The 25,262-nt window shown below is 61.7% G+C and carries 27 protein-coding genes and 1 tRNA gene; 13 read left to right on the forward strand and 15 right to left on the reverse strand.

What is annotated here, in order from left to right; translation table 11 throughout:
* Positions 1–23: 23 nt before the first annotated feature.
* From NKI79_RS06485 to NKI79_RS06515, 7 genes are all read right to left on the reverse strand, one after another.
* Positions 24–1,394 (reverse strand): FGGY-family carbohydrate kinase, encoded by a 1,371-nt coding sequence (locus NKI79_RS06485; RefSeq protein WP_352800543.1) that lies wholly within the window; start codon positions 1,392–1,394, stop codon positions 24–26.
* Complete coding sequence (gene rhaM / locus NKI79_RS06490) at positions 1,391–1,708, reverse strand: L-rhamnose mutarotase (RefSeq protein ID WP_352800544.1); 318 nt, start codon at positions 1,706–1,708, stop codon at positions 1,391–1,393. The genes NKI79_RS06485 and rhaM overlap by 4 nt, the downstream gene beginning before the upstream one ends.
* Complete coding sequence (locus NKI79_RS06495) at positions 1,708–2,709, reverse strand: ABC transporter permease (protein ID WP_352800546.1); 1,002 nt, start codon at positions 2,707–2,709, stop codon at positions 1,708–1,710. The genes rhaM and NKI79_RS06495 overlap by 1 nt, the downstream gene beginning before the upstream one ends.
* Positions 2,706–3,683, reverse strand: coding sequence for an ABC transporter permease (locus NKI79_RS06500; RefSeq protein WP_254820007.1), 978 nt, complete (start codon positions 3,681–3,683; stop codon positions 2,706–2,708). Before NKI79_RS06500 ends, NKI79_RS06495 begins: the two co-directional genes overlap by 4 nt.
* Positions 3,680–5,221: a sugar ABC transporter ATP-binding protein gene (locus NKI79_RS06505; RefSeq protein WP_352800548.1), complete on the reverse strand. Its 1,542-nt coding sequence runs from the start codon at positions 5,219–5,221 to the stop codon at positions 3,680–3,682. The genes NKI79_RS06500 and NKI79_RS06505 overlap by 4 nt, the downstream gene beginning before the upstream one ends.
* An 83-nt stretch (positions 5,222–5,304) precedes the next feature.
* The gene (gene rhaS, locus NKI79_RS06510; RefSeq protein ID WP_254820009.1) at positions 5,305–6,300 is read right to left on the reverse strand and encodes a rhamnose ABC transporter substrate-binding protein; all 996 of its coding nucleotides are present in this window, start codon (positions 6,298–6,300) and stop codon (positions 5,305–5,307) included.
* A gap of 54 nt (positions 6,301–6,354) precedes the next feature.
* On the reverse strand, positions 6,355–7,164 hold the full coding sequence (locus NKI79_RS06515) for a DeoR/GlpR family DNA-binding transcription regulator (protein ID WP_352644289.1): 810 nt from the start codon (positions 7,162–7,164) through the stop codon (positions 6,355–6,357).
* Between the two features lie 187 nt (positions 7,165–7,351).
* Between NKI79_RS06515 and NKI79_RS06520 the strand changes: the two genes are divergently transcribed.
* The 3 genes from NKI79_RS06520 to ggt (NKI79_RS06530) all read left to right on the forward strand — a co-directional run bounded on the left by NKI79_RS06520 (position 7,352) and on the right by ggt (NKI79_RS06530) (position 12,883).
* On the forward strand, positions 7,352–9,454 hold the full coding sequence (locus tag NKI79_RS06520) for a bifunctional rhamnulose-1-phosphate aldolase/short-chain dehydrogenase (protein ID WP_352800551.1): 2,103 nt from the start codon (positions 7,352–7,354) through the stop codon (positions 9,452–9,454).
* A gap of 114 nt (positions 9,455–9,568) precedes the next feature.
* Positions 9,569–10,861: an L-rhamnose catabolism isomerase gene (gene rhaI, locus NKI79_RS06525; RefSeq protein ID WP_352800553.1), complete on the forward strand. Its 1,293-nt coding sequence runs from the start codon at positions 9,569–9,571 to the stop codon at positions 10,859–10,861.
* A gap of 285 nt (positions 10,862–11,146) precedes the next feature.
* On the forward strand, positions 11,147–12,883 hold the full coding sequence (gene ggt / locus NKI79_RS06530) for a gamma-glutamyltransferase (RefSeq protein ID WP_352475899.1): 1,737 nt from the start codon (positions 11,147–11,149) through the stop codon (positions 12,881–12,883).
* 89 nt (positions 12,884–12,972) lie between these two features.
* On the opposite strand, the gene NKI79_RS06535 is transcribed toward ggt (NKI79_RS06530), so the two are convergent.
* From NKI79_RS06535 to NKI79_RS06545, 3 genes are all read right to left on the reverse strand, one after another.
* A complete protein-coding gene (locus NKI79_RS06535) occupies positions 12,973–13,317 on the reverse strand; it encodes a hypothetical protein (RefSeq protein WP_352475898.1) in 345 nt (114 codons plus the stop codon).
* Positions 13,318–13,492: 175 nt separating this feature from the next.
* Positions 13,493–13,942: a hypothetical protein gene (locus NKI79_RS06540; RefSeq protein ID WP_352475897.1), complete on the reverse strand. Its 450-nt coding sequence runs from the start codon at positions 13,940–13,942 to the stop codon at positions 13,493–13,495.
* A 138-nt stretch (positions 13,943–14,080) separates the two neighbouring features.
* A complete protein-coding gene (locus NKI79_RS06545) occupies positions 14,081–14,380 on the reverse strand; it encodes a DUF1236 domain-containing protein (protein ID WP_352475896.1) in 300 nt (99 codons plus the stop codon).
* A gap of 418 nt (positions 14,381–14,798) precedes the next feature.
* On the opposite strand from NKI79_RS06545, the gene NKI79_RS06550 reads away from it, so the two are divergent.
* The 9 genes from NKI79_RS06550 (at position 14,799) to ggt (NKI79_RS06590) (ending at position 21,632) form a co-directional block, all read left to right on the forward strand.
* Entirely contained in the window at positions 14,799–14,990 is a 192-nt protein-coding gene (locus NKI79_RS06550) for a DUF3606 domain-containing protein (protein ID WP_254820019.1), read from the forward strand.
* Between the two features lie 102 nt (positions 14,991–15,092).
* Positions 15,093–15,359, forward strand: coding sequence for a DUF6894 family protein (locus NKI79_RS33210; protein WP_502894180.1), 267 nt, complete (start codon positions 15,093–15,095; stop codon positions 15,357–15,359).
* A 638-nt stretch (positions 15,360–15,997) separates the two neighbouring features.
* On the forward strand, positions 15,998–16,375 hold the full coding sequence (locus NKI79_RS06560; protein WP_352800556.1) for a VanZ family protein: 378 nt from the start codon (positions 15,998–16,000) through the stop codon (positions 16,373–16,375).
* A 543-nt stretch (positions 16,376–16,918) separates the two neighbouring features.
* Positions 16,919–17,173 (forward strand): GntR family transcriptional regulator, encoded by a 255-nt coding sequence (locus NKI79_RS06565; protein ID WP_352800558.1) that lies wholly within the window; start codon positions 16,919–16,921, stop codon positions 17,171–17,173.
* A 12-nt stretch (positions 17,174–17,185) separates the two neighbouring features.
* Positions 17,186–17,590, forward strand: coding sequence for a GntR family transcriptional regulator (locus NKI79_RS06570; RefSeq protein ID WP_352800612.1), 405 nt, complete (start codon positions 17,186–17,188; stop codon positions 17,588–17,590).
* An 83-nt stretch (positions 17,591–17,673) separates the two neighbouring features.
* Entirely contained in the window at positions 17,674–18,519 is an 846-nt protein-coding gene (locus NKI79_RS06575) for a transporter substrate-binding domain-containing protein (protein WP_254820023.1), read from the forward strand.
* A gap of 69 nt (positions 18,520–18,588) precedes the next feature.
* Positions 18,589–19,302, forward strand: a complete 714-nt coding sequence (locus NKI79_RS06580; RefSeq protein ID WP_352800560.1) for an ABC transporter permease — start codon at positions 18,589–18,591, stop codon at positions 19,300–19,302.
* Entirely contained in the window at positions 19,299–20,018 is a 720-nt protein-coding gene (locus tag NKI79_RS06585) for an ABC transporter permease (protein WP_352800613.1), read from the forward strand. The genes NKI79_RS06580 and NKI79_RS06585 overlap by 4 nt, the downstream gene beginning before the upstream one ends.
* Positions 20,019–20,039: 21 nt before the next feature.
* On the forward strand, positions 20,040–21,632 hold the full coding sequence (gene ggt / locus NKI79_RS06590; RefSeq protein ID WP_352800561.1) for a gamma-glutamyltransferase: 1,593 nt from the start codon (positions 20,040–20,042) through the stop codon (positions 21,630–21,632).
* A 150-nt stretch (positions 21,633–21,782) separates the two neighbouring features.
* Here ggt (NKI79_RS06590) and NKI79_RS06595 read toward each other — a convergent pair whose 3' ends face one another.
* The gene (locus tag NKI79_RS06595; protein WP_352800563.1) at positions 21,783–22,667 is read right to left on the reverse strand and encodes a sigma-70 family RNA polymerase sigma factor; all 885 of its coding nucleotides are present in this window, start codon (positions 22,665–22,667) and stop codon (positions 21,783–21,785) included.
* Between the two features lie 107 nt (positions 22,668–22,774).
* Here NKI79_RS06595 and NKI79_RS06600 point away from each other — a divergent pair, with 107 nt between their 5' ends.
* Positions 22,775–23,248 carry a hypothetical protein gene (locus NKI79_RS06600; protein ID WP_352800565.1) on the forward strand — a complete coding sequence of 158 codons (474 nt, stop codon included), beginning with the start codon at positions 22,775–22,777 and terminating at the stop codon, positions 23,246–23,248.
* Between the two features lie 74 nt (positions 23,249–23,322).
* On the opposite strand, the gene NKI79_RS06605 is transcribed toward NKI79_RS06600, so the two are convergent.
* The 4 genes from NKI79_RS06605 to NKI79_RS06620 form a co-directional block, all read right to left on the reverse strand.
* The gene (locus NKI79_RS06605) at positions 23,323–23,691 is read right to left on the reverse strand and encodes a VOC family protein (RefSeq protein WP_352800567.1); all 369 of its coding nucleotides are present in this window, start codon (positions 23,689–23,691) and stop codon (positions 23,323–23,325) included.
* A gap of 341 nt (positions 23,692–24,032) precedes the next feature.
* Positions 24,033–24,108 (reverse strand) — tRNA-Phe (locus tag NKI79_RS06610).
* Positions 24,109–24,427: 319 nt separating this feature from the next.
* Positions 24,428–24,619 (reverse strand): DNA gyrase inhibitor YacG, encoded by a 192-nt coding sequence (gene yacG, locus NKI79_RS06615; protein WP_023677402.1) that lies wholly within the window; start codon positions 24,617–24,619, stop codon positions 24,428–24,430.
* Entirely contained in the window at positions 24,616–25,245 is a 630-nt protein-coding gene (locus NKI79_RS06620) for a Maf-like protein (RefSeq protein WP_352800569.1), read from the reverse strand. Before NKI79_RS06620 ends, yacG begins: the two co-directional genes overlap by 4 nt.
* Positions 25,246–25,262 lie beyond the last annotated feature (17 nt).

Genomic DNA, 25,262 nt, shown 5'->3' on the forward strand with positions numbered 1-25,262 from the left:
TCAGGACGCCATGAACTCGGCGGTCAGGCTCGTTCGTCGACCGCCGAACGCCAGGAGCGCACGTAACTTGTCCAGACCGGATCGGCCGACGGTTCGGTCCTTTCGCCTCTGCCTTGCGGTGTCCCCTGGTCCGACGCCAGCAGCGCGGCGCCGATGCTGGTGCCTGTCGCAGCCTCGGAGGCAGTGACGGCGCGTGCTGTCGCCGCAGCCAGCATGCGGGTGAACAGCCGGTTGCGGGCGAAGGGTCCTTCGACGATGGTTGACCCCTCGGCGCCGATCAGGTCGAGGCAGGTCGCGGTCATCAGCGCCAGGTAGAACGAGATGGCGACAAAGCGCTGGCCGGCGCTCATACCGTCCGCGTTAAACCATGATGCGGTACGATGCGGAAACGGCCCCGAACCCTGTTGCGTGGAAGGCAATAAGGACGTCTTGCGCGCCAGCACCGTAGCAACATCGTCTTCCGTCCAGTTCTGCGATTGGCCCTCGGTCAGCAGGGAGAACTCACGGCCGCCCATGAAGCGCGCCGACGGCACGGGATCGCCGAGCGCGTTGACATTGACCAGCGTGTCGCGTGCCGGGTCGAGCCCGACCTTGTTGCCGCCAATCGCCATCGACACCACCCAGGTGCCGGTCGAGACGACGCAGAAGGGCGGCTTGTCGGACAGAAGATGCGGCAGCAGCGAGGCGTTCGAATCGTGCAGGCCGCAAAACACCGGCGTTTGCAGATCGAGGCCGATTTGTCGGGCAAGGGCGGGCAGGATCGGCCCCAGGCGGTCCTTGGCCGACCGCACCGGCGCCATTAGCCGGCGCCATTGCAGCCGGTCGACCAGCGAGGAAAAATCCGCTTTCCACGGGTTCCATAGATCAGTGTGGCAGCCGAGCGACGTCACTTCGCTGGCGGCGACGCCGGTCAGGCGCAAGGCCCAGTATTGCGGATACATCAGCATCGCGGCGGTTCTGGCGAAATCCGCCGGAAAGCGCTTCTGCTGCCAGAACAGCTGCGCACCGAGATTGAGGCCGGCCGGCAGGCGCGGCGTGCCGGTCTCGGAGAACGCGGGACGGATCGTGTCATAGTCCCTGGCAAGGGCATCCGGCCCGTCGAATTCGTAGTCGAGCACCGGCAGCGCCAGTTCGCCTGATGCGTCGACCAGCACGCCCGTTGCGCCATGGGTGGTGATCGATATCGCATCGATGCGCTGCTCGCGATCGATCTCGGCCAGGCTGCCGAGGATAAACGCCCATAACCGCTCGACGTCATGGTGGGGGTACTGGCCTTGCCGAACCGGCTCGTTCGCCACCGTGCGCAGGGCCACTTCGCTCGATGTGGCGAGATCGACCAGCGCCACCTTGGCGTTGGTCTTGCCGATATCGATGACGGCGACGTTGCGAGTCATTCCATATGGAACATTGTTTCCAGCGGCACCGCCACCGGCTCGTTGTTCGGCCTGGTCTCCATGATGTCCGCCATCTCGGCCCACCAACGCTGCATCACCGGATGCTTCGGCAATTCGTCCATGCCGTGGTCATCGCGTCGCCACAGCACGCCGAACAGTATGTTGGTCTCCTCGTCGAGATGGATCGAATAGTCGGAGATGCCGGCCTGTTTCAGCAACGCTACGAGTGACGGCCAGATGCCGTCGTGGCGCCTCTTGTATTCGGCCTTCATGCCCGGATTGAGCTTCATCTTGAACGCATATTTTTCGGGCATCAGGCAAAGCGCTCCCGCCGCACGCGCCGCCACAGGATCGGCAGCGCGATGACGATGATCAGCAGCAGGCCGATGAAGATCGACATGACGATCCCCGGCACGTTGAGCAGGCCGAGGCCGAAGGTCACCAGTCCCATGATGAAGGCCGCCAGCACCACGCCCAAAATGCTGCCGGCGCCACCAAGGATGCTGACGCCGCCGAGCACCACCATGGTGATGACTTCAAGCTCGTAGCCCTGTGCGATCGACGGCCGGGTCGAGCCGAGCCGGGATGTAATCAGCACCGAGGCGATACCCGCCATCAGGCCGGTCAGGCAAAACAGGATGAATTTGATGCGGCCGACACGTACGCCGGAAAACTGCGCCGCGACCGGGTTGTTGCCGATGGCAAAGACCCGGCGACCGAAGCTCGTCCGGTGCAGAAGGAACCAGTAGATAACTGCCGCGATCAGGAACAGCGTCAGTTCGAACGACACGACCCACCAGACATAGCCCTGGCCGAAGAAGGCGAAGCTCGCGGGATAGCCCTTATAGGCCTGGTCGCCGAGGATGATGAAGGCACTGCCGCGAAACAGGCTCATCGTGCCGATGGTGACGACGATCGACGGTAGGCCGAGCCTGGTGACGAGCAGCCCGTTGAAGGCGCCGCAGCCGAGCCCGACGACGAGGCCGATTGCCACCAGCGCAGGTGTGCCGGCGCCGGCCTGCACCGCCATGCCCATCATCGTTGACGCCAGCGCAATGATGGCGGCGACCGACAGGTCGATTTCGCCGGAGATGATCAGCAGCGCCATGGCCAGCGCGATCAGCGCCTTTTCCGTGAAGTTGAAGGTCAGGTCTGAGAGCGACCACGCGTCGAGGAAATAGGGCGAGGCAAAACTGTTGACGGCAAAGATGGCGACCGCCACCGCGACGAGCAGCGCCTCCCAGGAGAAGACCGCCGCAGTGAATGGCTTGTCGAGCCGGTCGGGAATGTGGCGTGGAGCAGGGGTGTCGGTCATGCCGCTTCCGCCTTTTTGAGAATGATGCGGCCTTGCCGGCGTTCGCCGCGTGCGTTGAGCACCACGGCCAGGATGATGGCGCTGCCCGAAATCGCCATCTGCCAGAAGGGTGAGATGTTGATCACCGGCAGCGCGTTGGAGATGATGCCGAGGAACAGCGCGCCGAGCACCGCGCCGCCGACCGAACCGATGCCGCCGGCAATCGAAATGCCGCCGATGACGCAGGCGGCGATGATATTGAGCTCATAACCATTGGCGACCTCGACCGAGGCGATGACGTAGCGCGAGATCCACAGATAGCCACAGAGGCCGCCGATCATCCCCGAGATGCAGAAGACGATGAATTTCGTCCGGCCGACATCGATGCCGGCATAGACCGATGCGGTCGGGTTGACACCGATGGCATAGATCGAGCGGCCGAGCGCGGTGCGCGTCATCACGAGGAAAAACAATGCAATGACCAGTATGGCGATCCAGGACAGAACCGGAATGCCGAGGAAAGCCGCGCGCTGCAGGCCGATGAACTCAGCGCTCATCTGGTCGGCGTTGACCCAGGCGCCGCCTGATATGACGAAGGTGGCGCCGCGGTAGATGGTGAGGGTGCCGAGCGTTACCACGATCGAGGGAATGTTCAACCGCCATACCAGCAGGCCGTTGATGGCGCCGAGCACCAGGCCGACCAGCAGTGCGATGACGATCAGCAGCGGGATCGGGATCGCCGGATGCGCGGCGTTCAGCATCGCCACCACCATGCCGGTGAAGCAGAGGTTGGAAGCCATCGACAGGTCGATCGAGCGGGTCAGGATGACGACCATCTGGCCGAGCGCCAGGATCATCAGGATCGACGTGTCGTTGAACACCTGGCGCAGATTGGCCGGATCGGCAAAACCTGGAAACCGCGTTGAGATCAGCCCGATCAGCACGACGATTGCCGCCAGCAGCCAGACCTCGCGATATCTGAGAAAAGCCTTCATGACGCGATCCCCGCTGCCGTCCTGACCAAGGTTTCGGCGTCGAGCCCCTTATTGTCGTAGACAGCGGCAATGCGGCCCTCGCGCATGACGACGACGCGGTCGGACATGCCGAGGATTTCCGGCAGTTCGGACGACACCATGATCACCGACAGGCCTTGCGCGACGAGCTCGGCCATGAAGCCGTGCACGGCCGCCTTGGAGCCGATGTCGATGCCCTTCGTCGGCTCGTCCAGGATGATCACCCTGGGCGCGGTCGCCAGCCATTTGGCGATGACGATCTTCTGCTGGTTGCCGCCCGACAGCGTGCCGACGTCCTGGCTGAGCGAGGAGGCGCGCAGATCGAGCCGCTCGGTGTAGGAGCGGGCCAGCGCGAACTCTTCGGCCAGCCGCAATATGCCGGATTTGGATGTCCGTTTGAGCGAAGGCAGCGAAACGTTCTGGAAGATCGGCAGGCCGATCACCACACCTTGCTTGCCGCGTTCCTCCGGCACATAGACGATGCCGGCATCGATCGAATCCGCCGCCGATTTCGGCGCGATCGCCTTGCCTTCCAGCGTGATCGTGCCGCGGCTGGTGCGGGTGATGCCCGATATCGCCTGCATCACCTCGCTGCGCCCGGCGCCGACAAGGCCGTAGAAGCCAAGGATTTCGCCCCTGTGCAGCTCGAAGCCTATGTCGTCGAACTCGGTCGGGTGCGACAGGCCGGAGACGGCCAGCACCGGCGCGCCGATCTCGGCCTTGCGCTGCGGAAAGATGTGATCGACCGAGCGGCCGACCATCATGCGCACGATCTGGCTCTGGCCGGCGTCCTTGATCAGGCCTTCGCCGACCATCTCGCCATCGCGGAACACGGTATAGCGGTCGGCGATGCGGTAGATCTCATCGAATTTGTGGCTGATGAACAGGATCGCCTTGCCGTCGCTCTTGAGGAATTCGATCAGCAGGAAAAGCTCTTCGATCTCCTTCATCGAAAGCGCTGCCGTCGGCTCGTCCATGATGACGATCCGGGCGTCGATCGACATGGCGCGGGCAACCGCCACGAGGTGCTTGTTGGCGATGCCGAGATCCTTCAGCCTGGCCTCGGCTTCGATATGGCCGGCGCCCATCGTGTCGAGCACCTCGCGGGCATTCTTGCGCATGGTGCGCCAGTCGATGGTTTTGAAACGCGTGCGCGGCGCATGGCCGAGGAAGATGTTTTCGGCCACCGTCAGATCGTCGAACAGCACCGTTTCCTGGTGGATGGCGGTGATGCCGTGCCCGAACGCGGCGTGCGCGCTGGGCAGTGTGACCGGCTGGCCGTCGATGCTGATGGTGCCAGCATCCGGCTGGTAGATGCCGGTCATTATTTTGACCAGCGTCGACTTGCCGGCGCCGTTTTCGCCGATCAGCGCGGTTACCTGGCCGGGATAGAGCGACAGGCCGACGTCGTGCAGCGCGCGCACGCCGGGAAAGCTTTTCGAGATGCCGGACAGCGTCAGGCGCGGTCCGGAGGACAAAGGCGTTTCCTTCGCCATCTCGTGTTGGGCTGTCGTGTCCATAATCGTATCAAGCCCTGAAACAAGGTTCGTTTGAAAGCGCGGCGGGACCTGAGCCCCGCCGCACGGTTTCGAAGGCTCCAGGATCAATAGATCTTGGAAAACTTTTCGATGTTCGACTTGTCGAACTGGAAGGGCGGAGCCATGGCAGCCGAGTTGGTGTCGTCAAGCGTGACCTTGCCGACGCGGCCGATCGACAGCGTAGCACCGGGCTTGGCTTCTTCCTTCTTCACCGCCAGGTCGTGGGCGAGGTAGACGGCGGAGTAGCCGAGATCGATCGGGTTCCACAGGGCAACCGCTTGGCTGGCGCCATTGTCGATGAACTTCTTGAACTCCGACGGCAGCGCCAGGCCGGTGACGTTGACTTTGCCGATCAGGCCTTCGTCGGTAACCACCTGCGCGGCGGCAACGACGCCGACCGTGGTCGGTGCGATGATCGCCTTGAGGTTCGGATAGGACTTCAAAAGACCCTTGGCTTCATCCGTGCTCTTGGCCGAGTCGTCGTCGCCATAGACGGTGGCGACGAGCTTGATCTTGGGGAACTTCTCCGGCAGCACCTTCTTGGCCGCGTCGATCCAGGCATTCTGGTTGGTCGCCGTCGACGAAGCCGACAGGATGGCGACGTCGCCGCCTTCAGGCAGGTAGTCGGCGGCAAGCTTGATGATGGTCTCGCCGATCAGGTTGGTGTCGGAGGGGTTGAGGTGAAGCTGGCGTCCTTCCGGCGCGACGCCCGAATCCCACGAGATGACGGTGATGCCGCGCTCCATCGCCTTCTTGAGCACCGGCACCAGCGCGTCGGCGTCGTTCGCCGAAATGGCGATGGCGTTGACCTTCTGTGCGATCAGCGAATTGACCACTTCGATCTGCGCTTCGGCGGTCGCCTTGGTCGGGCCGGTGTAGATGATGTCGACATCGCCTAGTTCCTTGGCCGCCTCTTCGGCGCCTTTGTTGGCGGCGTCGAAGAAGCCGTTGCCGAGCGACTTCACCACCAGCGCGATCTTGACGTTCTCGGCATAGGCGGCATTCACGAACATGGCGGCGGAGAACGCCGCCGTAACCATCAATTTCCTAAAGAAGCTCATCGAATATCCTCCCTTGAGCGTTGCATTCCATCGCCGCTGCGGGCGTGAGTTTTCTCAGGCCTGCAGCGAAGATTCTTCCTTATTGCCTGCCGTTGTGCGGGCGATGATCAGCGTCACGCCGGCGGTCTCCAGCATCTTGGCTTCGCGATCCTCGATGCCGTCGTCGGTGATCACCGTGGCGATGCGCGACAGGCCGCACAGGATCAGGCTCGAGCGTTTGCGGAACTTCGAGGAATCGACCAGCACCACCAACTCGTCTGCCTGGTCGATCAGCTTCTGCTCGGCCTGGATCAGCAGCGGGTCGCCTTCCATCAGACCGAGCGGTCCCAGTCCCTGCGCGCCCATGAACATGCGGCGCGCGTAAAAATTGCGTGTCACGTCATTGTCGAAGGGCGACAGGATGATGTTCTGCTCGCGGTAGATGGTGCCGCCCGACAGCATTACCGTGTTCTTGGAATGTCTGAGCAGGTGCTCGGCGATCGGAAAGGAATTGGTGAAGATCGGCATGCGCCGGCCGGTCAGGAAGTGCACCATCTGGAAGGTGGTGGTGCCGCCATTGATGATGATCGGCTCGCCATCCTTGCAGAGTTCCACGGCTTCCCGCGCGATTGCCCGTTTCTGCGAAGCGTTGATGGTCTCGTTGACGGAAAAGGGCCGGCCGGCAAGGCCGATGAACTGCGGCGGCGAAAGCGCCTCTGCACCGCCGCGCACCCGGCGCAGGCGCTTTTGCACGTGCAATGCCGCGATGTCGCGCCGGATCGTCGCCTCGGACGACTCCGTCAGGTCGACCATCTCCTGCACCGTCACCACAGGTTTTTCCTGGACGGCGGACAGAATGATCCTGTGGCGCTCTTTCTCGTGCATGGTTCCTCCCTGCTTGAGCATCTAGGCACCCAAAGCGCGCAGTGTCAATCATTTCCGATCAGATAATTTCATTGTGCAGTGCAATATGACTGATATTGATCGTTTGTGATTGACAAGACAGCCGCTTGCGTAGAAATTCGTACAAAAGGGACCGGCGCCGTTTGCGTGTCCCAAAGGGAGGATACCTATGCTCGACAAGCGCTCCGGCACGCGCCTCGCCAATCTTTGGGATGACGCAAAAGCGCAAGCAATGAGCGAACCGGAACGTCTGGTTTATCGCTCGAATGTTCTTGGCTCCGACAAGCGCGTCACCAATTATGGCGGCGGCAACACCTCCTCCAAGATCTGGCAAAACGATCCGCTAACCGGCGAACGCGTGGAAGTGCTGTGGGTCAAGGGCTCGGGCGGCGACAGCGCCTCGATCAAGCTCGACGGCTTCGCCACGCTCTACATGGATAAACTGCGGGCGCTGAAGGGTCTCTATCGCGGCCTCGAACATGAAGACGAGATGGTCGGCTATCTGCCTCATTGCACCTTCAATCTCAACCCGCGCGCGGCCTCGATCGACACGCCGCTGCATGCCTTCGTGCCGAAGCCTTATGTCGATCATATGCATCCCGACGCCATCATCGCCATTGCCGCTGCCAAGGATTCGCAGGCGCTGACCAAGGAGATCTTCGGCGACACGATCGGCTGGCTGCCATGGAAACGTCCGGGCTTCGAACTCGGCCTGTGGCTGGAGAAATTCTGCCTCGAGAACCCCGACGCCAAGGGCGTCGTGCTGGCCAGCCATGGTCTGTTCAGCTGGGGCGACACGCCGAAGGAATGCTACGAGACGACGATCTCGGTGATCAACCAGGCAATCGACTGGTTCGAGCGCAAAAGCCAGGACAAGGCGATCTTCGGCGGCGAAGTCGTCAAATCCCTCGATGCGCCGGCGCGTCGCGCCGTGGCCGCAAAACTGATGCCGAGGATCCGCGGCCTGATCTCCGAGAACAGCCACAAGCTCGGCCATTTCGATGATTCGCCTGCCGTGCTCGAATTCGTCAATTCCAGGGATTTGCGGCCGCTGGCGGCACTCGGCACGTCCTGCCCGGACCATTTCCTGCGCACCAAGATCCGGCCGCTGGTCATCCAGTTCGACCCTCAAAATCCCGACGTCGATGCCGTCATTGCCCGTCTTGCCGATGACGTGGCGGAGTATCGCGTCGGCTATCAGGCTTATTATGACCGCTGCAAGCACCCGGATTCGCCGCCGGTGCGCGATCCCAACGCCGTCGTCTATCTGATGCCCGGCGTCGGCATGTTCACCTTCGCCGGCGACAAGGCGACGGCGCGCATTTCAGGCGAATTCTACGTCAACGCCATCAACGTCATGCGCGGCGCCTCGACGGTGTCGACCTATGTCGGCCTGCCCGACCAGGAAGCCTTCGACATCGAATACTGGCTGCTCGAAGAGGCAAAGCTGCAGCGCCTGCCGAAACCAAAGGCCCTTGCCGGCCAGATTGCGCTGGTCACCGGCGGCGCCGGCGGCATCGGCCGGGCCACCGCCAACCGGCTGCTGCGCGAAGGCGCGTGCGTCGTGCTGGCCGACATCGACGAGGCAGCCCTTGCCAGCGCCAATGACGAGCTTGCCAAGGCCTATGGCAAGGATTTCGTGCGGCCCGTCGTCATCAACGTCACGTCCGAGGACCAGGTGATCTCCGGCTTTGCCGAGACGGCTGTCGAATTCGGCGGCATCGATATCCTCGTGTCGAATGCCGGTCTGGCCTCCTCGGCGCCGATCGAGGAAACCACGCTGGCGCTGTGGAATAAGAACATGGACATCTTGTCGACCGGCTACTTCCTCGTTTCGCGCGAAACGTTCCGGCTGTTCCGGGCGCAGAAGATCGGCGGTAACGTCGTCTTCGTCGCTTCCAAGAACGGGCTTGCCGCATCGCCCAACGCCGCCGCCTATTGCACGGCCAAGGCCGCCGAGATCCATCTGGCACGCTGTCTGGCGCTGGAAGGCGCGGAAGCACAGATCAGGGTCAATGTCGTCAATCCCGACGCCGTGCTGCGCGGCTCGAAGATCTGGAGCGGCGAGTGGAAGGAACAGCGCGCCGCCGCCTACAAGATGTCGACCGACGATCTCGAGGAGCATTACCGCTCGCGTTCGATGCTGAAGCGCTCGGTGTTCCCAGAGGACATCGCCGAGGCGATCTATTTCTTCGCCTCCGACATGTCGGCAAAATCGACCGGCAACATCATCAACGTCGACGCCGGCAACGCGCAGAGTTTTACGCGATAAGCGACCGTCTTTGAGGGGTTGGCGCCGAGGCCGGAGCTTTACCTTTCTCCCCGGGGAGAAGGTGCCGGCAGGCGGGTAAGGGGCAGCGCCAACCGAACGCATTTGGGAGGAACCATGTCCGAAACCATCATCTCCGTCGACCTTGTCGACAAGCATAATGCCGCGCGCAACGCCGACCTCAAGCGCGATTACGACTCTCTCGGCGAGCGCCTCGACCGCCGCGGCATCGCCATCGACGCTGTCAGAGACAAGGTCGAGAAATTCGCCGTGGCGATCCCGTCCTGGGGCGTCGGCACCGGCGGCACCCGCTTTGCCCGTTTTCCCGGCGCCGGCGAGCCGCGCGACATTTTCGACAAGCTCGAGGACTGCGCCGTCATCCGGCAATTGACGCAGGCGACGCCGACCGTCTCGCTGCATATTCCCTGGGACAAGGCCGATCCGAACCGGCTGAAGCAGGCGGCATCCCGCTTCGGTCTCGGCTTCGACGCCATCAACTCCAACACCTTCTCCGACGCCAGCGACCAGAAGCTTTCCTATAAATTCGGCTCGCTGTCACATGCCGATGCAGCAACACGCCGGCAGGCGGTCGAGCACAACCTCGAATGCATCGAGATCGGCAGGACGCTGGGCTCGAAAGCGCTGACGGTGTGGATCGGCGACGGCTCGAACTTTCCCGGCCAGGTCAACTTCGCCAAGGCATTCGAGCGCTATCTCGACGCGATGAAGGAGATCTATGCCGGGCTGCCGGACGACTGGAAGCTGTTCACCGAACACAAGATGTACGAGCCGGCCTTCTATTCGACGGTCGTGCAGGATTGGGGCACCAACTACATCATCGCCAAAGAGCTTGGCGACAAGGCGTTCTGCCTGGTCGACCTCGGCCATCACGCCCCCAACGTCAATATCGAGATGATCGTGTCGCGGCTGATCCAGTTCAAAAAACTCGGAGGCTTCCACTTCAACGATTCGAAATATGGCGACGACGACCTCGACGCCGGCTCGATCGATCCCTACCGCCTGTTTCTGGTCTTCAACGAACTGGTCGATGCCGAGCTTTCAGGCGCCGAAGGCTTCGATCCGGCCCACATGCTCGACCAGAGCCATAACGTCACCGATCCGATCGAAAGCCTGATGCTGTCGGCGATAGAAGTGCAGCGCGCCTATGCGCAGGCGCTGCTGGTCGACCGCAGGGCGCTCGAAGGCTTCCAGGATACCAACGACGCGCTGATGGCGACGCAGACGCTGAAGATAGCTTATCGCACCGATGTCGAGCCGATACTTGCCACGGCACGGCTGAAGACAGGCGGCGCCATCGATCCGGTCGGCGCCTACCGCGCCGCCGGCTACCGGGCGAAGGTTGCAGCGGAACGGCCGGCGGTGGCGAGCGTCGGCGGCGGGATTGTTTGAAGGAACGGGTCGAAAAAGAAAAACCCGCCTGAGGCGGGTCGCGGTGCGATTCAGCACCATAGTTGGATTAGTAGCATAGCTGCCGGCACAAAGCAAGAACAAAATTGCTTGTCAGCGTTGGATCGTGGCTTCATTTCAGCTTGGGTTCCTTTCCGCCATGAATGGGGGCGAGGAACCCCAGGTGTCGATAAAGGCGCAAGCCTCGCCATATCTTCCCATTAATGTCAGTAGACTCAATCTCTCCAAGCGCGTTTCCTAGGCCTACCCACGCCTCGGAGAACGGCCATGCACAACACCCGCCGAACCCTAATCGCCGTCACCCTTTCCCTCACCCTGACCTTCGTGCCGTTCCTCGCCTTTGCCGCCTCGCCGCAGCCGGCGAAGGGCGAGCACGGCATGGTGGTGACCGCCCAGCATCTGGCGTCGCAAGTCGGCGTCGAGGTGCTGAAGAAGGGCGGCAACGCGGTCGATGCAGCGGTCGCTGTCGGCTACGCTCTGGCTGTCGTCTACCCGACCGCCGGCAACATCGGCGGCGGCGGCTTCATGACCATCCGCTTCAAGGACGGCCGTTCGACCTTCCTCGATTTCCGCGAGCGCGCGCCGCTCGCCGCGACCAAAACCATGTATCTCGACAAGGACGGCAAGCCGGTAAAGGGCGCCAGTCTCGACGGCTATCTGGCGGTCGGCGTGCCCGGTTCGGTGGCCGGCTTCGAGATGGCGCGGGAGAAATACGGCACGCTGACGCGGCAGGATTTGCTGGCGCCGGCTATCCGCTATGCCAAGGACGGTTTCGTGCTGGAGCAGGGCGATGTGGCCTCGCTCCTGGGCGGCGCCGAGCGGCTGGCCAGGGACCCAGCGGCGGCCGCCATTTTCCTCAAGCCGGACGGCAAGCCCTATGCCGTCGGCGAGCGCCTCATCCAGGCCGATCTCGCGGCCTCGCTTGCCGCGATTTCGGAACGCGGCGTGGATGCCTTCTACAAAGGTGCGATCGCCGACGCCATCGTCAAGGCGAGCGGCGAGAAGGGCGGCATTCTGGCCAAGGCGGATTTCGAAAATTATGCCGTGCGCGAGCTCCAGCCGGTGACCTGCAATTATCGCGGCTACGAGATCATTTCCTCGCCGCCGCCAAGCTCCGGCGGCGTCATCATCTGCGAGATCCTCAACGTGCTTGAGTTCTACCCGCTGTCCTATCTAGGTGCCGGTTCGGCCGAGACGGTTCACGTCATGGTCGAGGCGATGCGCCACGCCTATGTCGACCGCAATTCGGCGCTCGGCGATCCCGGCTTCGTGGACAATCCGGTCGCAAAACTGCTCGACAAGAATTACGCCAGGGAAATCCGCGAAAAGATCGATCCGTTCCGGGCCGGGGTGTCGCAGGAACTGATGCCGAAGGGCTTTGGCGAAAGCAGCGAGACGACGCACTATTCGATCATCGACAATGACGGCAACGCCGTCGCGGTGACCTACACGCTGAACGGCTCTTTCGGCGCCGGCGTTGTCGCCGCTGGCACCGGCTTCCTGCTCAACAACGAGATGGACGACTTCACCCAGAAACCCGGCGTCCCCAATCTCTATGGCCTGGTCCAGGGCGAGGCGAATGCGATCGCGCCGAAAAAGACGCCGCTGTCGTCGATGAGCCCGACCATCCTCGCCAAAGACGGCAAGCCGTTCATGGTCATCGGCAGCCCCGGCGGTTCACGCATCATCACCATCACGCTGGAGGCGATCGTTAACGTCATCGATCACGGCATGAATATCCAGGAGGCGATCGACGCGCCGCGCATCCACCACCAATGGCTGCCCGACACGGTCTATATCGAACCCTTCGGCCTGTCGCCGGATACTGAAAAGCTGCTTACCGGCATGGGCTACCGCCTCGATCTTGCCGACACGACCTGGGGCCAGGCGGCCGGCATCCTTGTCGGCGGCAAGAGCCTGGCGGAAATCGAGAAGGGTGGCGGCGCCCGCTACAACGGCGCCATCGACAGCCGCGCCGCAGCCGGCGAGGCCATCGGGTATTAGACGATGATCCCGAACCGAAGGTCAGCGCGGCAAAAAGTGGGAACCGGTTTCGGATAAGATCATGGTCAACAAGAAGATTGCGCCTTGCTTCAGGTGACCAGCGCGATCGTCGACGCAATCAGCATCAGCGCCGCGATGCCGACGAACAGCGCGTAGAGGCGCGGCCGGTCGAGCAGAAGCGCATTGCCGGAGATCCATGCCGCGGTGGCGCCGCCAAGCGCGAAAAAGAAGGTGCTGCGGCGCCCGAAGCTCAAGCCGGCAGCCATCAGGCCGCCGATGATCAGGGCGCCGAACACGATGATCACGGCGACTGCGTATTTTTCGAAATCGTTGCTGCCGGCGCTCGGGCCGATTGCGTTCAACCTCGACAGATCGTCCGGATCGAACGGGCTGGTCGACCCATATTCGTCTTGACCGACAGGCTCATGCATCATTCGTTCTCCGCAAACCGACAGCAAATCATCAAGCCTCGCCGAGCGCAACCGCTCGCCGAATGTGATTGGCACGGTGTTCAACACTTTCTCGCGGCGGCTTGCCAGAGATTTTTGGGTGCGTGCCTTGATCGCCCCGCTGTGCGGTCTGGTCAAGCGCTTTGCAGGAGTTGAATCTTCAGGCCGCCCTGGCCAAAGACTGCATCGCCTGAACGGAAGCTCCAAGCACCGCCTGTGCGGCGTCGGCCTGTCTTTCATCGACATGCGCCAGCACCAGGATCACACCCTGTTCGGCATCCCGCCGGCCTGGCTGCTTGCCGCTAGCGGACGATGTGTCGAAAAGCCTGCCGGCAACGCAGCCCAAGGCTGCGCCGACGAGGGCCGATGCCAGCCATCCCGCGCCGACGGGATCGATGCCTGGGATATCAAAGGCGCCGAGGCCGGCCAACAAACCCGCCGCTGCGCCAAGGGCGGAACCGCTGCCTGGACCGCGCAAGACGACGCCGATTTCATCATCGTAGGGTCCGATGACGCTGATCTGGTGGCGCGCAATTCCTGCTGCCTGAAGCGTTTCGACGGCACGCGCTGCCTGGTCATGGGAATCGAAAAGTCTGCTGATTGTTCGCATTGAAACTGCCTGTGAGGCCCCCCGGCCGTCCACGGTACGGCGGGTTCCTGCCGAGCGACGACGCCGCGGAGCCGCCTAACGCAAACGTCACCCGCCGCTCATTCTGAGCGGCGGGTGACGGCTGCCCGAGTTTTCACGTCACTCGACGATCTTGACGATCTTGCGCGTGCCGGGGTCGACGACGACGGTGCGGTTGTCGATGACGACATAGCGGTATTTGACGTTGGGGACCTCATGAAGCTCGACGGTATCGGGAAGCGTTGAGCCGATATTGAGCTCCACCCCAGGGATTTTCACCGAGGCCAGCGGCTGCTTCTTCACATACTCCTTGATGACCGTTTCCTGCTCCGGCTCGATGACGACGTCTTGCGCCGCAACGGCTCCGACGCCTGCCAGTAGCAGAAATCCCGCCACTGCGGTGGATAAATGCATTCTCATGGTCGTCTCCTTTGCGAACTCGGTCCGCTCTTCGCGCCAAGGCTCACTCGAACGTAAGGCAGCTGAAAACGTTCCGTCGACGGGGCTTCGGTCCCGCCCGGCAGGGACCAACCGACGTGTTGCCGCAGGACCTAAGTCTGATCCTTGCGCGCAAAGGGTGGGTTTGCCGCGTGACCCGGAACCGTGGCGGCGCGTAGCCGTTGCTGGCTGCACGTTCCGGGAGGATTCCATGGAAAAGTCGACGGTTGCTCACACGGATCTTGGCTGTTTCCATTCCGATCCAACCCGGCAGCTGCGCAGCCTGTCCCTTCCTGCGCCGATAGGTTCGCCCGTCACCTTGTGGCGAGCGAACCCTCAAATTGCTGCGTGCATCAAAGCTGACCCCCTGAAGCGAAGAGAAGGGGCGAGGAGAACAGAAATGGCCGACGACAAGAGCAAGCGAGACTTCAGCGACCGCAAGCGTGTTTCGGTGGATGAGTATTACGAGGTCGAATATTTCGCGCGGGAAAATGGTGTTTCGCCCAGCCAGGTGAGCAAGCTGATCAAAAGGACCGGCGGCGACCGGATGATCCTCTCGCAGGCGGTGAAGGCATTGCGCGAGCGCAAGTGAGATGGTGGCGAAGCCAACGGTGGAGAGGCACTGATCGCGATTGGCCGAGATCGCGGCGATCTGCCGACAACGTTCCCGGATGCCGAGCTTCGGCCAAGCGCAATGCCCCACTGCTTCTTTGATTCCGATGAAGACGGAATCGTCTATTCCGACGATCAGGGAACGTTATATGACGATTTCCCGCTGGTCAGGAAAGAAGCCCTTCGCACATTGGCCGAGATGGCCAGGGATGGCCTTCCTCACCGCAGGATTGCAGTCAAGGTCCGGGACGACCGTGGCGGCCTGATCCTTGAAGTGGCTTTGACCTTTGCCGTCGAAACGCGGCATTTCGACGAGCGTATTTTCCAGATCGACTTGCGCACGAACTGACGCCTCGATCGTCATCGCGCCGACCATGAGGTTTCTGGCGCAGCCGCATCTTCCCTAGACCGGAACATTAGTAGTCTCTAATTGTTATCCTAAGCAGCGGGAACCTCCCGGGTTTCTGCTGCAGATCGGGTGCAAACCCGGTCGGCCCGCGCCCTCCGCCAGAGGCGCGGGCTTCGTTTGTTTAGCCGATGCGCAACGCCGTTCGGCAGCAGCATATTGGAGACCTGCGGGAGCATTCGTACCATCGGTCGCTACCGCGGCGCCCTGGCGCCCAGGCAACGGAGCCCGTCGTCCGACAGGGCGGCGGGCTTTTAACCCCTTTGCGCAATCGGTGGAATTCTGGCCGGCGCCGATTCGTGTGGCATGGGTAAGGTGCCCCGACGCAGCGCCGGCCAAGCGGAAGTCAGGTCCGCCGCAGCCAGATAGTAGCCGGGTCAGCGCGGCAGGGAATTGCGTGATCGCGGAAGCTACCGCTGGCCTATTGCACTCGCCACGAGCCCGGCCTGTGCGGCGGCTGACCCGAGGCATTCATTCATTCTGACGATGCACCGGACGCCCGGACGGCGGAAATTGGACGCCGCGCTCGCTCTGGCCGGTGGTGTTCCCCCGCAGATTTCGGACGAAAGGCCATTTTATCCTTGTTGCGCCTGGATTCCTATCAGATCGTGGCAAGGATTGCCTTTCCGGCCGCGTTTGCCGGCGTTCTGCTGTTCGCCCTTTTGCCGGAGCAGCTCCTGCTGGGTCTTGGCCTGGCTTTCACGTTTGATCACGACAAGCTCAATCACGCCGCCGCCTTCGTCGTCCTGGCGGCTCTCGGAAGTCTCGGCTGGCCGGAACGCAAGGCGAAGCTGATCGTACTGCTCGTTATCACGGGCGCAGCGATCGAGGGGCTTCAGGCCGTGCAACTGATAGGGCGCGACCCGGATCTGTTCGACTGGATCGCCGACTGCGTGGGAATTGCGTGCGGACTGATGGTTGCAGGCTGGACAAAGCGGCTCGCTGGCGGATTGCCATAGGTGCTGAGAGCCTAACGGCGCCGGCCCACCCGCGCTCCAAGGTTGTGAAAATGGCCGGCGCCACTGGGGGGCGCGTTGGGGTAAGTTGCCTGATCGAGCGCCGGCCAGGCGGAAAAATCAGGTCCGCCGCAAAATAACGTAGCAGGAATGGCAATGCGCGGCAGTAGCGTGATCGCGGAATGTCCGCGCTCGCGCCTCCGGTGCGGTGACCCGTTTTGGGTCAACAATTCTGGCACCTGAATTGCACTGGAAGCAATGCCGGGGAACACTCCGGCGATCGTCCCCGAATATGGGGCCTCGCCGCTTCGCAAATGGAGCGGCGGGCCTTTTTGTAAAGTTCGGTGGCGTTGAAGGTTTCCGACGCGCGGGCGTCGAAAGCGGCCGATCAGCGGCTTAGCTCACCACGGTGCGCTTGCCCGATTTCCCCGATCAAGTGCTTATTCTCACAACAGAAATTCTAACGCGCGCAAGCTTCGGTGCTTGACACAGGTCTCGACAACTGGATAAGTGGATACACAGATACGCTTTGAGCGGACCAAGGACGTGGCAGCAGACGCAATCGAGCCGTTGGGTATCACGACCGCCGAGGAGGAGGCTTATCGCCACATTCAGCGGGCCCTGAGGATGGGGCGTTACCGGGCCGGGGACCGGCTGATCCCGGAAGAGATCGCGACGGAAATCGGCATGAGCCGCATGCCGGTTCGCGAAGCATTCCGCCAACTGGCCGCGGAAGGTCTTGTGGTCATTCGCCCGAACCGTGGCTGCATCGTCGCCGGGCTTACCCTCGATGAGATCTAGGAAACCTTTGAAATACGCTCGGTGCTCGAAGGGCTGGCGGTGAGGCTTGCCATGCCGCACATCGATGTCGAAGTGCTTGAAGAACTGGAACGCCAGCTCGACCGGATGGAGCGCGCCAGCCAGACCGGCAGCAGCGACTGGGTCGTGCGCCATCAGGCCTTCCATCTGCAGATTTGCCAATTGAGCAACAGACCCAAGCTGGTCCGGCAGATTGCCAGCCTGCACGTCGTGATCGAGCCCTACCTGCGCATCTGGTTCGACTATGTCGACAAACCCGCCAGCGCGCGCGCCGAGCACGAGATCCTGATCGAGGTGTTGCGGTCAGGTGATGCCGGCAAGGCAGAGATCGTCATGCGGGATCATATCGTCGAGACAGCGCCGCTTCTGGCTAGCTTTGCAAGTCCCGGCCGCCGCTAGGAATACCATCTAAATCGTTGAAGCCGGAAGATAATCCGGCACGACGAAAGGGAACTGCCATACCGGCAAAAGAGGAGATTCACATGAAAATTAGCCGCATCGCAGCCATTGCGTCGGTCCTGTTCGGCCTGGTCCAGGCCGCTGTCGCACAAGAAACGCCAAAGGCAATTACCATTGCCACCGAAGGTGCCTACGCGCCTTGGAACTTCACAACGGCCGACGGCAAACTGGACGGCTTCGAGGTCGATCTGGCCAATGATCTGTGCGGGCGAATGAAGATCGAGTGCAAGATAGTCGCACAGGATTGGGACGGCATGATCCCCGCGCTGACCGTCGGCAAGTTCGACGTGATCATGGCGAGCATGTTCATCACTGAAAAACGTCTGAAGGTCATCGATTTTACCCAGCCATATGCGGTGGATCCCTCAGGTTTCGCGGTCGCCAAGGATAGCGAACTGGGCAAGCTCGGCATTTCCAACGAGCGCTTCAAGCTGGACAACGAAGCCTCTGCGCAGGCGGCAATCGACAGGCTCAAGCCATTGCTGAAGGGAAAGATCATTGGAGTTCAGGCTGCGACGGCAAACCTGGAATTTGTGAAAAAATACTTCTCGGACGTCGCCGAGATTCGCGAATACAAGACCACCGAGCAACACGATCTCGATCTCGCCGCGGGTCGCATCGACGCGCTCTTCGCACAGCAGACAGCGCTGGCTGCCACGCTGAGCAAACCGGAGTTCAGCGACTATACGCTTGCAGGACCAGGATTTGTCGGGGGTCTCTTCGGTCTTGGCTCCGGGGCCGGTATCCGCAAAGAGGACACCAAGCTGAAAGACATGCTCAACGGCGCCATCGACGCCGCGACCGCCGACGGCACCATCAAAACCCTGTCGCTTAAATGGCTCAAGAGCGACGTCACTCCAGTCAAGTAGGCGCTTGCCGGCGAACGGCCATTCCTGACCCGTTTCGGAGCTGAGCCGTTCGTCCTGCCGGGGGTATTAATGGTTGACGCATTCCGGCTGCTTGGTTTCCAGAACGGAGGTTGGGGGGCTGCTCTTCTCATGGCGGCCTCGGTCACACTGCTTCTCTCTGTGCTGGGCTTTGCGCTTGGCGCTGTATTTGGCGGGCTGGCAGCGGCCGGGCGTCTCCACAACTCCCAACTGCTAAGGTTCTTGGCCCTTGGCTATTGCACGGTTTTCAGGGGCGTGCCCGACCTTCTGACCATTTATCTGCTTTACTATGGCGGTAGTGTCGCCCTGACCTCGCTTGGTCATAGCCTGGGAGGGTCCGGATTCGTCGGCGTTCCGGCCTTTGCCACTGGAACCTTGGCTATCGCAATCATCTCGGGCGCCTATCAAGCCGAGGTCTATCGAGGGGCTTACGTCGCCATCGACCAGGGACAGCACGATGCCGCTTGCGCGCTTGGTCTCAACCGGCTGCAGCGGCTGCGCCAGATTATTTTTCCCCAGCTCCTGAGATACGCGCTGCCAGGCCTCGGCAATGTGTGGCAATTGGTTCTGAAGGACTCGTCGCTGATATCGGTAATCGGCCTCGTTGAACTGATGCGCCAGGCACAGATCGCCGCCGGTTCGACCCGTGAACCGTTCATCTTCTACATTGCTGCAGCCTTGCTCTATCTGGCTATCGCTTCCGTCACGGGCAATGCCTTTTACCGTCTGGAACGAAAGGCGCCGTGGCGCGTCCGGTCGGCATGATAGATTTCAGGTTTTTCCTCGAAATCCTGCCGAAACTACTCGCCGGCCTGCCGCTCACGATGGAACTGGCCCTGACTTCCATCGTTGCCGGCTTCGTTCTTGCCGTCACGTTGGCGCTTGCCCAGCAATCGGAATCGCCCTTCGTCGTCCTGCCGATCCGTGGCTTCGTTGCCGTGTTCAGGGGGACGCCCCTGCTGGTGCAGATTTTTCTGACCTATTATGGCCTTGGTCAGTTCCGGCACCAACTGTCGGCAATTGGATTATGGGCCGTTTTCCGCGAACCCTACTGGTGCGCAATCATCGCGCTGACACTCAACACCACCGCCTATGGCAGCGAAATCCTCCGCGGCGCGATTCAATCGGTGCCACGCGGCCTTGTCGAGGCGGCCCGGTCTGTCGGCTTGTCCAGCTATTTGACCTATCGGCACGTTATCCTGCCGCTGGCCTTTCGCCAGGCGCTGCCGAGTTACGGCAATGAAATCATCCTGATGGTCAAGGGCACGTCTCTGGCTTCCATCGTAACCTTGATGGAGGTGACTGGAATTGCCCAGGGATTGATCTCCCAGACCTACCGCGCCTTTGAAGTCTTCATCTGCGCGGGCGCCATTTATCTCACTTTGAACTTCGCGATCATCCGTGCCTTGGCGGCACTCGAATACTGGATGTCGCGGCATCTGCGGCAGCGCCCCTCGACGATGAGCGACGCCGCCTCTTGAGCACGACCAGAAGGGCATAGCATGCGAAATTTTGAGAAACCAACGCGCTCGGTTGTCGTTTCACGCGAGGCCATGGCCGCCACCTCTCATCCGTCGGCGACCCTGACGGCGGTGGAGATCATGGCGGCCGGCGGCAACGCCATGGATGCCGCCATCGCAGCCTGCGCGGTGCAATGTGTCGTCGAGCCAGCCTCGACCGGCATTGGAGGCGATTGCTTCGCTCTTCTGTCGCGAAACGGATCCGGCGAGGTCATCGCCTACAACGGATCGGGCAGGACACCCGCCGCCCTGACAATTGACTGGTTCCTTGAACGTGGCATGGCGGAGGTGGCCCGTAATTCTCCTGGCTCCGTCACCATCCCGGGAGCCATCGATGCCTGGACCAGATTGCACGCTGATCATGGACATATGCCCTTCGATCAAATCCTGGCCCCCGCTATACGTTTCGCCGAGGAAGGCTACGCCATTTCACCGCGGGTCCATCGTGACTGGGCGTTGGAGGAAGAACTTCTGGCCTCCGATGTAGCCGCCAAACGGATTTTCCTGCCAAACGGCCGCGCGCCAGGCGTTGGCGAAGTGCATCGCCAGCCTGAGTTGGCTGCAACGCTGCGGCTGATCGCCAAGAAGGGACGAGAGGCCTTCTACACTGGCCCTGTGGCCGGAGACATGGTCGCCTATCTTCGTGGGCTCGGCGGATTGCACACACTCGAAGATTTCGCCTCGGCAACAGGCGAGTACGTGACCCCGGTCAGCGCGGCGTTTCGAGGCTGCGAGGTGTTCGAATGTCCGCCGAACGGCCAGGGTGTGATCGCGCTGCTCATTCTAAACATCCTTTCGCGCTTCGAAGCGCACGGCGACCCGCAATCCGCGGACCGGCTTCACCTGGAAATCGAAGCGACACGCCTCGCTTACGCCGCGCGTGACCTGCTCGTCGCCGATCCCGACGCGTCCGAGGTCCCGGTGGCCGACATGTTGTCGAATGCCTGGGCCGATCGTCTGGCCGGCATGATTGACCTAAAGCGCGCCCGCGCGGATCTGCCGGCGTTCGATATGCCGCTGCACAGCGACACGGTCTATATTTCGGTTGTCGACAAGGATCGCAATGCGGTCAGTTTCATCAACTCGGTCTTCGACAGCTTTGGCTCGGGCCTGGTCTCGCCACGCTCCGGTGTCGTCTTGCACAATCGCGGGCAAAGCTTTTCGCTTGACCCCAGGCACCCTAATGCAGTGGCACCGAACAAGCGACCTTTGCATACCATCATACCCGGGATGCTTGCGAGAGGCGGCTGGGCAGAAATGCCTTTCGGCGTCATGGGTGGCTACTATCAGGCAATGGGCCATGCGCACCTGCTGACGAAAGTGCTCGACTTCGGGATGGATCTGCAGGAGGCGATCGATCTTCCGCGGATCGCCCCCGTCAGCGGCACGATGAAGGTCCAGGCCGAACACGGGCTTGCTGGCGAAACCCTAGCTGAACTTAGCCGACGCGGTTTCGAAATCATTCCTGCCACGGACCCGATCGGCGGTGCGCAGGCCATTCGCATCGATTGGGCAAACGGGACCCTGCTGGGCGGTTCTGAACCGCGCAAGGACGGCTGCGCCCTCGGTCTGTAGGTTGTGGCCAGAGCGGGATCCGAGATGCCGAAGACGTTTTCATCGACATTTTGACCGGCGTCGCTGGCGCCATGGTCCAGATAATTCTCGCACGCCATCGACAACGGCAGGCAGCTGGATGTAGCGACAAATCATAAGTCGCGACTTGTGCTAATCTGGTGAATTGAGCGTGGCAAAATCGATCTGACTCAGGCGAGCGGGATCGCCGATCACTTCAATGGCTCGGATTTTCTCCCCTGCCGCGTCTATCGTCAGTGCATATCGCGCACGTCCGGTCGGCGCCACAACAATCCCTGGCGCCCCGTTCAGAAGCATTGGCGTCGCGAATTGCGTACGTGCCGCGAAGGCAAGAGCCCCCCTCGCAACTGTTGTGGACCCATGTGCTTCCACCGCTCTTCCGTCAGGAGCCGCAGACGAATCAACAAGGATAACGACGTCCGGGTCGAGGAGGGCCACGATCGCATCAATGTTGCCGGAACGAACTGCGTTAAGAAACTCATCCACAAGCCGCCGCCGCCCGTTCAATTCAGCAGCGGAAACAGTGGGCTGACCCCGTATGCGACGACGAGCTCGGCTTGCCAGTTGCCGCGCCATGACCGGGGTGCGGGCGACGATAGGGGCAATCTCTTCGAAGGGCACATCAAAGACGTCGTGGAGCACAAAGGCGACACGTTCGGCAGGAGCAAGCTTTTCGAGTACGACACTCAACGCAAGGCCGACCGAATCGGCAATCGCTAATTCCTTGTCGAGGTCCGCGGCGTCTCCCGAATCCGCGCCCCACGCGGAGAGCGCCTGCAGAGTCTCCGCGCGTGATTTGCGCGCCCGCAGCATGTCGAGGCAGACGCGCGCAACGACTGTAGTGAGCCAAGCGGTAAGATTGTCGACGCTCCGGGCATCTGAGCGGCTGAGGCGCAGCCACGCTTCTTGCACTGCATCGTCGGCCTCTGTCGATGAACCGAGCAGGCGGTATGCAACCTTCCGCAGATGCGTGCGATCAGCTTCGAAGCGCTTTGCCAGCCATTGATCCGGTTCCATCTGTCACATTTTCCCATCGCTGTCCGTCACAGTGATGACGGACGACGCCCATCCGATGTGACAACTCCCCTTTCAACGGCCTGGGGTGAGACAAAGGAGATATCATCATGGAACCGACCAACCCACTGATTCCGATCTTTGTTGCCTTGCTCGGGACTTGGTTCGGCGCAGCCGTGTTTTATGTGGTGGTCATAGGCCCCGCCGTCGTTCAAGCGGGGCCGTCCGGCGTCGGATTCCTGCAGACGCTCGCGCGGCGCTACGGCACCGGCCCCTTCTATGCTGTCTTGGCCTTTCTGACGGTTGCGACCCGCGTGTGGATGTACGTGGCCGGTGCCCGCGGCGTGTGGACAACGCTGAGCGTAGGCTTGGCAATACTGGCGCTGTTTCTCGGTGCATCGGCCAATCGGATCGCCGAGAGGAAGTGGGTCCACCTGGTCGGGAATATCCGGGGCTCTGCAACAGGAGACCAAGGCAGCGACGTGGCGACAGCAATCGCCAAAGCCGAAAGGGTCAACCTCGTGACAACGGTCGTGCTTGGGCTCGCGCTCCTCTGCGTGGTTCTGAGTCGAACTATGGCGTAACAACTCGCAAACGCGCGGCAATCCACATTGATCGCGGGAATTCGTATTCCCTCAACCACCAGCTTTGTTCAAGCTCAGTCCTTCTTGAACTCGAATAGCTCGATGACGTTGCCCGATGGATCCTCGAGCAAGATGGCGCGACCGGCACCGCCGTCGCTGATGTCGCCGCGGAATCTTGCATCAGCCCGACGCAACCGCTCAATGAGCACATCGAGTCCCTTCGTAACGATCATAAATCGGTTCCACCCGCCCGGCTTCGGATCGCCGCCCGCCTGACCACCGCTCCCCGCACCTGGGGCGCTGAGATACAGCGTCAAGTCGTCACGCAGCAGCGCGGCGAACTTGCCCGGATTGTGCATTTCGATCTTGAAATCGAGATAGTCTCGATAGAATGCGGCCGCCTCATCGACTCCGCAACGATGTATCGGACGGAAGCCATTCAACCTTCTCCTCTGTCTTGGAGCTACAACAGTCAACTTCGGCAAAGGTTTCCCAGTCGGTGGAGCTGAGTGCAGCAGCGGGCCTTCTGGATGCCCGCCGAAAAGTCGGATGAGGTTTTTGGACAAAAAGATCAACCTCAGCCAGGTCTTCGCCGGCCAGACCGTCGGGCACCAAACAGGGCGAGGACCATATCTGGCTGGTCAGCTTCGTGGACATGATCTGGGCTATTTCGACGATGAGACATGTAGGCTCGAACCACCCCAAAACCCTTTCGGGCCAAGGGTGTTACCTATCTCTCCGGTATAAACCGTAACCTATGTGTCCAGAATGGACCGGAGGTGGATGGTGCCCAGAGGCGGATTCGAACCACCGACACGCGGATTTTCAGTCCGCTGCTCTACCAACTGAGCTATCTGGGCCTGCCCCAGTGGGCGGCAATCTGCACACCGGGTTCATGAAAGCGCCGTCGGCACCCCTTGAAAGCGCGTGGGTTATAGCACGGGAATCCGGCCTGTCCAGCGCTTAGAGCATGATCCCGAAAAGTGGAATCCGGTTTTCGGAAAAGATCATGCTCAGACAAAACGCCAAAACCTGTTCCGTCCGACACTACCCGGATGGAACAGGTTCTGGACATTGATTTCAGTCGGGAAGCGACAGGCAGTCCGCAAGGCCGATCATCGGTCACGATCGCGGCTGCGAAGCCGTCCCAAGCCTGTGGAAAACCGCAGGTGGACGGTGCTATTTCTGGTCGTCGTTCTCATCCTCGTCGTCGCGGCCCGGGATGACGTAGACCCCCTTCAGCCAGCGGTTGAGGTCGATGTCCTTGCAGCGCGTCGAACAGAACGGGTAAGTTTCGCGCGCCGATGGCTTGCCGCATTCCGGGCATGGCCGCTTGGGCCGCAACGGCGTGACCTTGTCGTCCGGGCTCATAGCCGCGTACCCAACAGCCAGTTGGCGTGCACCTTGAACCCTTCGCCGCTGAGCAGCGCCACCGTCTCGTAGAGAGGCAGGCCGACGACGTTGGTGTAGGAGCCGACAAGCTTGACGACGAAGGCACCGGCAAGCCCCTGGACGGCATAGCCGCCGGCCTTGCCGCGCCATTCTCCCGACGCGATGTAGGCCTCGATCTCCTCGCGCGGCAGTCGCTTGAAGCGCACCCTGGTCTCGACCAGCCGCAAACGCTGCTTGCCGCCTGGCGTGATCAGGCAGATGCCGGAATAGACGCGGTGCGAACGGCCGGACAAAAGCCCGAGGCAGTTGGCGGCGTCGTCGAGCGTCTCGGCCTTGGGCAGGATGCGCCGCCCGACGGCGACCACCGTGTCGGCGGCCAGCACGAATGTAGGCACGTAGTCGGTCTCGGTCTTCAGCGAGGCCAGCGCCTTCTCGGCCTTCTGCGTCGCCAACCGCTTGGCCAGCGAGCGCGGATGCTCGGCACGCAGCGGCGTCTCGTCGACATCGGCCGGCAGCACACGGTCCGGCTCGATGCCGGCCTGCTGCAGCAGCTCTATCCGGCGTGGCGAACCCGAGGCAAGCACGAGCTTCTGCAAAATGCCCATCGCGATCCCGGCCGGGT

The organism is Mesorhizobium sp. M0340 (genome assembly GCF_040321535.1).
Lineage (GTDB): Bacteria > Pseudomonadota > Alphaproteobacteria > Rhizobiales > Rhizobiaceae > Mesorhizobium.